General features: G+C 21.6%; 10 protein-coding genes. 6 read left to right on the top strand and 4 right to left on the bottom strand.

The features are described 5' to 3' along the window. Positions 1-12 precede the first annotated feature (12 nt). The 3 genes from ACJA28_RS02720 to rplJ form a co-directional block, all read right to left on the bottom strand. Complete coding sequence (locus tag ACJA28_RS02720; RefSeq protein WP_022935577.1) at positions 13-2,739, bottom strand: SGNH/GDSL hydrolase family protein; 2,727 nt, start codon at positions 2,737-2,739, stop codon at positions 13-15. A 402-nt stretch (positions 2,740-3,141) separates the two neighbouring features. Continuing rightward, positions 3,142-3,513 carry a 50S ribosomal protein L7/L12 gene (gene rplL / locus ACJA28_RS02725; RefSeq protein ID WP_022935575.1) on the bottom strand — a complete coding sequence of 124 codons (372 nt, stop codon included), beginning with the start codon at positions 3,511-3,513 and terminating at the stop codon, positions 3,142-3,144. A 23-nt stretch (positions 3,514-3,536) separates the two neighbouring features. Next, the gene (rplJ, locus tag ACJA28_RS02730; RefSeq protein WP_027121744.1) at positions 3,537-4,031 is read right to left on the bottom strand and encodes a 50S ribosomal protein L10; all 495 of its coding nucleotides are present in this window, start codon (positions 4,029-4,031) and stop codon (positions 3,537-3,539) included. Positions 4,032-4,231: 200 nt separating this feature from the next. Between rplJ and ACJA28_RS02735 the strand changes: the two genes are divergently transcribed. The 3 genes from ACJA28_RS02735 to ACJA28_RS02745 all read left to right on the top strand — a co-directional run bounded on the left by ACJA28_RS02735 (position 4,232) and on the right by ACJA28_RS02745 (position 8,655). Then, the gene (locus ACJA28_RS02735) at positions 4,232-5,608 is read left to right on the top strand and encodes a leucyl aminopeptidase family protein (RefSeq protein WP_022935683.1); all 1,377 of its coding nucleotides are present in this window, start codon (positions 4,232-4,234) and stop codon (positions 5,606-5,608) included. Positions 5,609-5,611: 3 nt separating this feature from the next. Beyond that, a complete protein-coding gene (locus ACJA28_RS02740) occupies positions 5,612-6,964 on the top strand; it encodes a hypothetical protein (RefSeq protein ID WP_022935684.1) in 1,353 nt (450 codons plus the stop codon). Between the two features lie 89 nt (positions 6,965-7,053). Continuing rightward, positions 7,054-8,655 carry a hypothetical protein gene (locus ACJA28_RS02745; RefSeq protein ID WP_022935685.1) on the top strand — a complete coding sequence of 534 codons (1,602 nt, stop codon included), beginning with the start codon at positions 7,054-7,056 and terminating at the stop codon, positions 8,653-8,655. Here the strand turns inward: ACJA28_RS02745 and ACJA28_RS02750 are convergent. Then, on the bottom strand, positions 8,647-9,570 hold the full coding sequence (locus tag ACJA28_RS02750; RefSeq protein ID WP_406602190.1) for a glycosyltransferase: 924 nt from the start codon (positions 9,568-9,570) through the stop codon (positions 8,647-8,649). The two genes, ACJA28_RS02745 and ACJA28_RS02750, sit on opposite strands and share 9 nt — an antisense overlap. A 44-nt stretch (positions 9,571-9,614) precedes the next feature. On the opposite strand from ACJA28_RS02750, the gene ACJA28_RS02755 reads away from it, so the two are divergent. Genes ACJA28_RS02755 through ACJA28_RS02765 form a run of 3 tightly spaced genes read left to right on the top strand, consistent with a single transcriptional unit; the run spans position 9,615 to position 11,998 of the window. Further along, positions 9,615-10,256 carry a uracil-DNA glycosylase gene (locus ACJA28_RS02755; RefSeq protein ID WP_022935687.1) on the top strand — a complete coding sequence of 214 codons (642 nt, stop codon included), beginning with the start codon at positions 9,615-9,617 and terminating at the stop codon, positions 10,254-10,256. Positions 10,257-10,310: 54 nt separating this feature from the next. Continuing rightward, a complete protein-coding gene (locus tag ACJA28_RS02760; RefSeq protein WP_406602191.1) occupies positions 10,311-11,141 on the top strand; it encodes a hypothetical protein in 831 nt (276 codons plus the stop codon). Positions 11,142-11,143: 2 nt separating this feature from the next. Continuing rightward, the gene (locus tag ACJA28_RS02765) at positions 11,144-11,998 is read left to right on the top strand and encodes a Vmc-like lipoprotein signal peptide domain-containing protein (RefSeq protein ID WP_022935669.1); all 855 of its coding nucleotides are present in this window, start codon (positions 11,144-11,146) and stop codon (positions 11,996-11,998) included. The last annotated feature ends 48 nt before the right edge of the window (positions 11,999-12,046 follow it).

A 12,046-nucleotide genomic window follows, 5' to 3' on the forward strand; every position in this document is an offset into this window, starting at 1 on the left:
TTTCAAATATTTTTAATCTAAAAACCCATTTTTTAATGCATCAAATATTAATTTCTTTTTATTAATATCAGGATATAAATCTTTACTATTTGTTTTATCAAAGTTATAAATTATTCTTAATATTTGATTTTTTTCATATTTATTTTCATTTTTCATTATCAAATTATAATTTCCATTTTCCTTAAACATATCTAATATCAAATTATCTATGTCTTTATTTTTTCCATTTTTATAACCTGCAATTAAAAAAGAAATTCTCACAATAGATAATTTGCCTTTCATAAAAATATTTTTATTAATATTTTTTTGAAACATTTGTCTCATTACTAAAATAGTAGTTAATAAAATTCTAAAAAAAGTTTTGTAATAAACATTTTCTTTAATTTTTAAGGATGACACATAATAATTATCTAACAACAATTTACAAAATTGATTCATTGGTTTTCTTAACTTTTGCATTTTATCTAGATACTTTAATAAACTAAAAATTTTTATTTTATTATTTGGAAAATCAACTAAATTTGACGGATTAGATAAATTTAAAATACTTTTAAAAACAAGTCCATCGTATTTTATATTACTTAATATAAGATCAAGAGCAACAACTAAATTATTAAAATTTTTTGGGTTAATTTGAGATAAATCAATTTTTTCAATTTTATTTCAAAATTCTGTTTTATTTAGATCAAAAAGAATTTCTAAAATATTTTGTAAAGAAATTTTCATTTCTTTAATTGAAAGCAATTTTATAAATATTTTTGAAATAACATCAATATTTATTTGATTGTTATTAGCAAAAATAATTAGATTATTAAAAAACTTAGACATAATTTTTATATTGTTGCTATTTATTGGAATATTTAATTTATTCATTATTTTTTCAACAGTACAATTACTGATTTTAATAGAACCTATTATTTGTTTAAAGTTTAAATATATAAAATCTTTAATTGCTTTTTGTTTTAAAATTAATTTCAATAATTCATCAAAACTTTTAACTTTTTGTATTGCTTCCAATGAAGAGAAAAAGAAATCTATCAAAATATTTAATAATTCATAGAAATCAATTTTATTAATCACATGTTCAGCTATATTTTCAAAATCTTTGCTATCAACTAAAAGCCCAATTCTGTCTTTCATTAATGTTCTAAATATTCAACTATTAGTTTCTCAAATCATATTTCTAATTGGTTCTTTTTTAAATAAATTAATAATCATTTTTATAAATTGTTTTTTACTGTTTTGAAATTGAATTGTTTCATTTTCTAATAAAAATTTTGCAAATTGACTCAATGTTCAAGCTAAAAAATCTAAATTAAACACTTGATTAAATATAATTTTTAAAAATGCTTCATTTGATAATTCATCCTTATTATTCAAATAATAATTATCAATTTCTTTTTGAATGTTATTTGCAATAATTGATCAATAATTAATTCTTAATGTAAATTCTAAAAAAATATTATGATCAATTAAATTATTTACTTCCTCAGCAATAGAGTCCAGATTTTTTACTGTTGAATTTAACAAAATTAATAAAGATTTTTTTACAGAAAATTTTAATTCTTGTCTAGGATCATTATTAGAATCTAAATATTGCTCAAAATATAAATTTGAACTTAAAAAACTATCAATATCTTTTATTTTTGAATTTTTAAATAATAGTTCATTATTCTTGCCATAAATTTTTTCAATTAACCTTTTATCATCAAACTTTGTTTTTGAAAAATCTAAACCATTTTTAAAACTATTTATATCTTCTAAAATGTAAGTTTTATTAAATGTTTTTAATTCTTCTAAAATTCTTGTTTCATTAGCAAAGAATGAATCTGATAGTGAAATTTTAACCAAAATATCTTGAGCAATTTTTTTGTATCCTAAAATAGTTGGATGAATATCATAAAAAATGTTGTACATTGCATATGAATTTTTGCTATAAAAATCTTTATTATTTGTTGAAATAAAATATATGTCTTCTTGATTGGAACATTTTTTTAAAACTTCGTTTAACTGACCAATACAAAAATCTAAAATATCTTCACTTAAATTAATTTTTTTGAAAAATTCATTAATCAAATTTCAAAATGGCCCACTCATTTTGTTATATCCAATTAAATAAATGTTTGCATTTTTATTTAATTCTTTTAATCTTTTTAATAAAACTGAAACATCAATTTCAACACTATTAATTATTTTGATAAGTTTAGTTAAAACTTGATTTTTATTATTTTTATTAATGATTAATTTAGTTATTTCATCAATTGGAATTTTAGGAATTAAAAAATTTGCACCAATATTAATTGTTATTAAATTAGCTTCTTGAATTTTATTAATTAAATAATTAAAATCTTTTTTAGATGTAGCACCAAAATTTTTAAATTGTGTTTTAATTCTTTTTCTTTCAGGATTAGTATTTGAATTAATTAACCAAGAAGAAAATTCAATTTTTTTTCTTGAATTTTCATAATTGTATTTTTTATTATTAATTCCAAGAAAATAAATTCAATCTTCTGGTCTCGAACCTGATAAAGAAAAATTTTCGTACGAATCTAACAAATTTTTATCTATTAATTGAATATTTCTAGCTAAAAAAGAAGGTCAAGAAGTTCCAATAATTTCTTTATTTTCTTCCATTTTTCCAGCAAAACCAAAATTATATCGACTATTATATCCTTCAGATATTGAATCGCCAATTGCTACATATTTGATTTTTTCTTTTGATAAATCTATTTTTTTCATAATTTAAATAAATGTAATTGCAAAGGGGATTACAAATACAAAAAACATAATTGCAAACATTGTAATTGCTCTACATATTAATGACCCTTTATAGATAAACAACATATGTGTTATTCCTAAAATAAATCCTATAATAGGAACACTAATTCACCACAAACTAAGATCATGAAAATCAACTTTTCAAATTAAAAAAAACAATGCATATAAAGTAAATCCTATTGTATAAGACAGAACAATAACCACATTTCTTAATGAATTTTTTATATGACAATTAAAAGTATTTTTTTCTTTTTTACTTGTTATTAATTTCATATCTTAAATTTTAAAATATTAACTTTTAAAAATTAAAAAAACATCTCAAAGTTTAGATGTTTTTTCATAAAAATTAAATTATTTATCTAGTTACTCAACTGAAACTTGAGCTCCTGCACCTTCAAGTAATTTTTTAAGTTCTTCAGCTTCTTCCTTTTTAATGTTTTCTTTAATTGTTGCAGGTGCTGATTCAACTAATTTTTTAGCATCCATTAGACCTAGTCCTGTAGCATCTTTAACCACTTTAATAACTGCTACTTTATTCCCACCATCAGCTTTTAAAATAACTTTAAATTCTGTTTTTTCAACAGCAGCTTCTCCAGCAGCAGGAGCTGCAGCAACAGCAACAGCTGAAGGATCAATTCCAAATTCTTCTTTTAATGCTTCTACTAAATCCATTACTTCTTTAATATTCATTTCTTTTAATGATTCAATAAATACTTCTTTTGTTAATTTTGCCATCTTTATATCTCCTTATTGTTTTCTTAATTATTTATTTTATTTTCATCAATTAACATCTTTAAACCTACACCAATTTGTCTAATAGGTGCTTGCAATGAAGTTGCTAGTATTGTAAGAGCTTCTTCATATGAAGGTAAAGTTGCAATTTCCATAATTTCTTGCTTATTTGCAAATTTATTTTCAACAATTCCAGATATTAATTCTATTTGTTTATGTTTTTTACCAAATTCATGTAAAACTTTAGCAGCAGAAATATAATCTGAGTATGAAAAAGCAAACAAATTAGGACCAATTAGTGTTTTTGCTAATTCGGTTTCAGTTGATTCAATAGCTTTTTTTACTAAACGATTCTTGTAAACTTTAATTTCAACATTTTTTGCTTTTGCTTCTTTTCTTAATTGTTGAATCTCTTTAACAGTTAATCCTTGATAAGTAGCAACAACAACAGCTTGAGATTTAGATATTTTGTCTTTAATTTCTCTAACTTGTTCAATTTTTTGATTTTTAGAAAGACTCACCTTCCCCCCCCCTTCTATTTTCAAATAATTTTTTCACTAAAATTACAATACAAAAAGATAAGTTCATACATTTGGTAACAAATTAAGCTTTTGGCAGTTACTGTCTTAATGTATTGCATTTATTATTCTATCAAATATAAAAAATAAAAAGCATTAAAATTTAACATATATTAAAATTATGAAACGAGGAATTTATAACTATGAAATTGATATCTAAAGAATCTAAAACTAAATTTATTCTGAAAGGTTTTTTTGAAGAAAATAAACCAAAAAATAAAAATATTTTAATATCATTAAATTCGATTACTGAATATGTTGAAAAGAATGAAGCATTTATTTGTCTAGGATCTAAAAAATCTTACAACTTGAATATTTTAAAAGATGCAATAAACAAAATTGTTAAATTGAACACAAGAAATTTTCAAATTGATGCAAAAACATTTGTTGGTAATAACATCAATCTAGAAAATGTTGTTAATAAATTCATTGATATTGATGAATATATAAATGGTGAAAATTTATATTCAGCAAAAACATCTAAAAAACCAGAAAAAATTTATTTAGAACTAATTGTTAATGATAAGGAAGTAATTTCAAAGGCAAATATAACATTAAAAATTGCTCATCTTGTTAATGAAGCAAGAAGATTGCAAGCTACTCCACCAAATATTTGCAATTCTGAATGATTAGCTAAAGAGATACAAACTATGTTTAAGGATATAAAAAACCCTAACTTAAAAGTTAAAGTATTAAATAAAAAGGAAATTGAAAAAGAAAAAATGGGATTGTTTTTATCTGTAAACAAAGGTAGTGCATATGAAGCAAGATTGGTTGTAGTTGAATACAATGGAAATCCAAAATCTAAAGAAAAAATTGCTTTAATTGGTAAAGGAATTACTTTTGATTCAGGTGGTTATAACTTAAAACCATCTCAACATATTCAAGGCATGAAATATGATATGTCAGGAGCTGCAATATGTGCTGCTGCAATGAAGGGTATTGTTGAATTAAATGGTAAAGTTAATGTTTGTGCTATTTTACCTTTAACAGACAATAAAATTTCGTCTAAAGCTCAAACACCTGATTCAATTTGAACTTCAATGAGCGGTAAAACAGTTGAAGTAAATAATACTGATGCTGAAGGTAGATTAATCTTAGCTGATGCAATTACTTATTCAATCAAAAAATTTAATCCAACACAAATTATTGATGTGGCTACACTAACTGGCGCAATTATCATTTCTCTAGGAACAACATTTACAGGAGCGTGATCAACTTGCGATCTTGCTTATGAAAGATTATTAAAAGCAGCCAATAAACAAGATGAATTAATTTGAAGAATGCCTTTCCATGAAGACTTTTTGAAAAATATCAAAGCTTCTAACTTTGCTGATTATAAAAATACTGATTTATCTGGAAAAGGTGGTTCTATTTCTGCAGCAATGTTTTTAAAAGAATTTACTGAAAATAAAAAATATATCCACTTAGATATTGCAGGTACAGGTGGTGATGGCGAAAATCCAAGAGGAACTATGGTAAAAACATTAATTCAATTTGCTTTAGATTCAAAAGAGTAATATATGATCCATAAATTTATTGTTAATTCAAAAATAAATAAAGCTTTTTTATTAAAGGCTCAATTTAAAGAAGATAAACAAGTTTTTTTAAAAAAAGAAAATTATATTTTGGACAATCCTGAAAAAGAAATTTCAACAATCTATTTAGGATCTAAAGCAAATTTCGATTTAAACAAATTAATATCAATTTTAAGATTAATAGTTAATAATAATGAAAGAATTTATCAAATTGATGCTAGCACATTTAAAAATAAAAAAATAACAATAGATGATGTTACTAAAAATTTCATTTATATTTGGTACGAAGTTTATGGCAAACAATTTAATCTTAAAACAAAAAAAATAAAAGATAATCTACCAACTTACTTATTAATTAACAAATTTGATGCTAAATTTAATGAAGACATTTTAATTGCTTCACAAATGTGTGAAATTAAAACATTGCAAGACAGCGCCCCTAACATTTTAACTGTTAATAAGTTTATTAAATATATTCAAAATCTTTGTAAAAAGAACAATTTTTTGAAATTAACAATTCTAGATAAAAAAGAACTTCAAAAATTAAATATGAACTTAATCATTGGAGTTAATCAAGGTTCAGAAGAAGATGTTAAAGTTGCAATTATCGAATATAAAGGTTCTATTTCAAAAGAAAAAACAACATTTGTTGGTAAAGGAATAATGTTTGATTCTGGTGGTTATAATCTAAAAACACCAGGTAAATATATGTTAGATATGAAATATGATATGTCAGGCGCTGCAATATCTATTTTGCTTGTGGACACTATAGCAAAATTAAAAATAAAAAAGAACGTCTCTTGTATAGTGCCTTTAACAGATAATATGATTGATTCTTTAGCACAATTACCTGAAAGTATTTTAACCTCAATGAGCGGGAAAAGTGTTGAAGTTGCAAATACCGATGCTGAAGGAAGATTAATTTTAGCTGATGCAATTACTTATGCTGCTAAAAAATTAGACTCATCACTAATTATTGATTTATCAACGTTAACTGGAACAATAATTTATGCTTTGGGTAAGTATACAGGCGCTTGAACTACAAAAGATAATCATTGAAATTTATTAGAAAAAGCAGCCAAAAAAGAAAACGAATTAATTTGAAGAATGCCAATAAATGATATTTATTTAGAAACGTTAAATAAAAACACATTTGCTGATACTTTATCTTGTTCTAACATAGATAAACCTGATTCAAATATTGCAGCAACTTGATTAAAACAATTTGCTATAAACAGAGATTATATACATTTAGATATTGCGGGGTCTGCTGATATTAATTCCAAAGGTCAAGCCCCAATGTTTAGAACATTAATTGAATTTATTAAGAATCTATAAAAATTTGAATCAATTCATCTAACCTATAGAATTGTCATTTTTGTAGATTTTAAAAATTGTAATTTCAATAAAAATATATAATTGAAATAATGATTCAAAATAAAGAATTAGAAAAATGAAATATTTTATTTCAAAAAAATAAACACATTAAAAATCTTTTAAAAAAAATAGAAAAATTAGATATTTCAAAAACTAATTTTTTTAATGATTTAAAAGTATGTGATCATGCTATTTTTGGTAAATATGATGTGGGATATGGAAGCGTTAATGCAATAACAATAAAAAAAATAATAGAAATATTTTGTGAAATTATTGATTATAAAAATAATAATTATTTTTTAATAAGTTCAGATGGAAGCGAAGAAAACACCAAAATTATTGATGATGTATTACATCTTGGTAATCGAAATATAAAATTTATTACATTTGCAAAATATCAAGGTTACGATAAAAAATTTATTTCTTCTATCATCAAAAAAATAAAACCTGCTGGAGCTATTCATATTTCAAAATCTATATTCCAAAAAAATTTAATAAATATTAACTTGTATGGACAAAATGGCAACAAAATAACAAACATTATTTTAGAAGGAATTATTAAACAAATTGATAAAAATGTTGATAATGTTATTTATGAAAAAGAAAAAAATATTTCATTTTTAAATAATGATTTATTAATAAAACTATTTGTTGAGAAAATATCTGAATTATTTCCTAAATCTAATTCAATTAAAAAAACTAAAATAGCTATTTCTAATCGTTCAAAAGGAATTACTAAAATTCTTTCTAAATTAATTGGTAGTCAAGATTTTTCTTATACCATTAATAATAAAATTAAAAATAATAATATAAGCATTCTAGATACTAAATATTTAAGCGATACAAAAATTAAAAGATATTTTAAAAAAGATATTAAATTTGCAAAACAAAGAAAAGCTAATTTTTTAATTGCTTTTAATCAAGAAGGAACACAATCATTTTTATTTATCATCAATAATTCGAAAGTTATCTATTTAAATCCAAACTTAATAGCTATGATTTTTTTGCATGATTTTTATAATTCATTAGCACTTACTAATAAAAATTTACCAAATGTTTTTATATCTTCAAACGAAAATTTAAATCCTAATTTAGAAAAAATTGTTAAAAAATATAAGATATATTTTAAAAAAATCAGAGATAACGAGTTTATATCTAAAGATTATCTTTTGTTATTTTGAAATGACTATAATCAATTTGTTTTTGGTGAAAAAGTTAATGAAGAGTTTACTATATATCATTTATTAATTAAAATTATCAGTATTGTAGATTATTACAACAATCAATATAATTCAATAAACGCTCTAACAAATAAATTAATTAGAATGTATGGTGATTTTGAAAAAGAATTTAAATATTTTATTTCAAATGATATTAATGACTTCAATAAAAAAATTGAGTACAAATTCAAAGAAACAAAAAACAAAAAAAGAATTGAAGAATTAAAAAAAATAGAACTTGTTGAAAATGAAGACATCGAACAAGAATTATGACAGATTTCTCTTAAAAATAATTCAAGAATTTTTATTAAATACAACAAAATAAGCCAAAAAATCCATATTAGTTTAAAAAATACTAAAACTTATAATATTATTAAAGATATTTTTATTCATTATGAAAACAAAAAAATTATAAGAAAAATATTAAAATAAAGTTTTTCATCTTAATTTTGTTGTCTTAAAATACAACTTAGGACCTAAAGGTAGATAATTCCAAAAATAAATTTTTTCTGTTTTCATCATCTTTTTTATTTGTAAATATATTTCTTGTATTTCTTCTTTTTTTACTTTAGTTTGGATTGATAAAAAATTATAAAAAAGAATAATAACAAACTGTTTATAATTACGTTTTTTTTGTTTTACCAATGCATTGTAAGTTTGTTTTACATTATCAAAATCTTTAAATTCAGGATTTTTTCTATCTCTATAAAAATTGTGTATTACTGAATAGCATTTTTTTAAATAGATAAAATTAACATTTTTTGCAGAATAAATTCTATCCAAAAATAATAGGGTTTCATTTGTATTTAAATTTGATTCTCACCTTAAATGTATTCTTTCAATAAATTCTTCATTAACAATAATTGAAGAAGCTTTGTCAGAAAAATATTTTGTTTTAAATAATCCTATTTTTTGTTTCTCATATTTTTCGTTTAATAGTGGCACACGATAAAATCCTTTTTGTAAATCAAATTTAAAACTTGCTAAAAATCTAATAAATTTAGGTGTTGCAATTTCGTGATCCTCAACAAAATATAATCAAGAACCTTTAGAAAAATCGATTCCTAAATTTTTAGATTGAGCACTAGTTAAATAATAATTAGATTGATAAAAAATTAAATTTGAATCATAATAACGATTAATCAGATGTTTAATTTCTTTCATTTTATGCTCATCTTCAGAAAAATTATTGATAATAATTATTTCTATATTTCGAGTATCTTTTTTTAAATTCTTAAAAGATTCAATACATTTAGACAATATTTCAGAATTATTATTGGAACTAATAATAATCGATATTAAAGGCCTTCTCTTTTTTACTAATATACTTTCAGTTATCATATTCATAATTACTAAAAATAATTTTATAAAATTTATTAAGTATTTTTAATATGAAACAAGTTGACATTAAAGTTAAAGGATTAATTAATTCAGATAAAACTCAAAGTATTTTAGAAAAGATTTATTCTAACTCAGAACAAAATGTTTTTCCTAAAAAAGAAAATATATTTAAAGCACTAGAGCTATGCCCTTTATCGCAGACAAAAGTAGTAATTTTTGGTCAAGATCCTTATTATCAAATAAATGTTGCAGATGGTCTTGCTTTTAGTAGTCAAAATAAAATAACTCCTGCTTCACTAAAAAACATTTTTAAAGAAATTAAAAATGAATACCCAAATGCTACATTTAATACTAATGATTTAAGTTGTTGAGCTAAACAAGGTGTATTATTATTAAATTCTTCACTAACGGTTGTTGAACAGCAGCCAATGTCACATAATAATAAATGAGATTTTTTTATTAACGAAATTATTAATTTTATTAATAATGATTTAGAAGTAGTCATTTTTCTTTTATGAGGTAGTAATGCTAAAAAATTTAAAAAACAAATTAATGATAAACATTTTGTTTTAACTTCTGCCCATCCTTCTCCTTTGTCTGCAGACAAAGGATTTTTTAATAATGGGCATTTTAAAAGAGTAAATGAAATATTAAAATTATTAAATAAAAAAGAAATTAATTGAAGCACATAAATATCTTTAAAAAAAAAAAAAACATTAATGTTTCTTTATATAAAATTTAAAGATATGAATTTTAAAATAAAAAAAAGTAAGTTATGATTTTTTGCTCTTGGTTCTTCTCTAACTATAATTCCGGTATTTTCTGTTATTTCTTGCGGAAAATCTAATAGTTTAGAAGCTCGCTTAGAACAATTGCTTTCAGATGAAAATATTGTTAACTTGGAATTAGAAATTAATCCCGAAAAACAAATGTCTATTAAAGATATATTTACAAGTGATGCCAGTTTTGTGAAAATAATAGAATCTCAAAAAATTAAAGATTGAAATAATAATTTATCTGAAGAAAATAAAGAGGCTTTTTTTATTAGTCCTAAAATTAAAACTTTTATATTACCAAAAGTGGATAAAAATAATAATTTAGAAGAAAATAAAAATATTGAAATAAATGAAATAGAAATTATTGTTGAAATTGCAACAGGACATTTAATTAAAGGAAAAACAATAACTAAAAAAATTGATTTAACTAAATATAAAAATATTGATAGAACAATCATTTGAGGAATAAATAATTATTTTGATGTCAATGATGAAAAACCAGGAAATAATTTATGAAATGGTCTTAAAAACACATTAATACCTTTTTTGAAAGAAAGAAATATTGAAATAAGTGATAATAACGATACCTTGATAAATAAATTTAGTTTTAATTTTTTTGATTCAAACAAAAATTTTTATCAAAAAAATTTGTGATGTTCTTTTGATAGTAAAAATGGAGATATGATTCAATTAATAATATATACAAGTGATAAAAAAATTGAAACTAATGAGAATATTAAAAATGAATCTATTGCAATTAAAATGATTTTTAACATTAATGATATAGTGGAGTTAATTTAATTATGACAAAAAAAAGATTATTTTCAATACTAGCAAGTAGTATGTTAACTATTTCTCCAATATCAATAATTGTATCTTGCTCAGCACAAAATTCTTTTTATGATGAAAATGGAACAAATGTCGTTCAAGGATTTAAATCAAAACAAATTAAAGTTCAAATAAATTTAGGTAATGAAGAAGAATTTAAAATTTCTCAATTAAGTGATGTGAAATTTAATTTTAAAGTTGACGAATCCATAATAATGGAAAATGACGAAAAATCTAAAGAGTTATATAAAAAATTAACAAATTCATTAGATAAAACAAAAATATCTTTTATAGATTTTTATATTCCTAAATTTAATGATGACAAAAATTCGTGCGTTTTATTTAAAGTAAATAAATTAGATGAGCTAGTTCAAGTAAAAATAGAAGATCTTATAATAAAGAATAAAAATAATCTAGATGTTCCAATTATTCCTCTAAGTGAGGAAGAAATCAAATTACTAACAATCAATAAATTAAATAAACAAATTTTTATACCAGACTTAACAACTAAGATTGAATCTTTTTTTAAAAATAAATTTACTTTTAATAATGATGAATTTAATGAAAATTGATGAAATATAAACAAAAATGATTTGAACAAAGAATTAAAATATGATGTTAAAAAATGATTTATAAATGCCTATTTATGTTTCAATGAAAGTTATGATAACATTCAAATTTCGGATTTTGATCTTTTGTTTAATAAATTAGAAAATGATACAAAAATTGAAGTTAAATTTAAAATTTCGACATCTTCATTAGATGTTTATCCTAATTGTGCTTATGAAATTACGTTAACACTTTGAAAAAGTAATATTTGTAAAATTTAATATTTTTAAACAAAAATACAAATAGAATAAATATTTATAAATTTATAC

The sequence above is a fragment of the Mesomycoplasma moatsii genome, from assembly GCF_045276915.1.
In the GTDB taxonomy this organism is placed as follows: domain Bacteria; phylum Bacillota_I; class Bacilli_A; order Mycoplasmatales; family Metamycoplasmataceae; genus UBA710.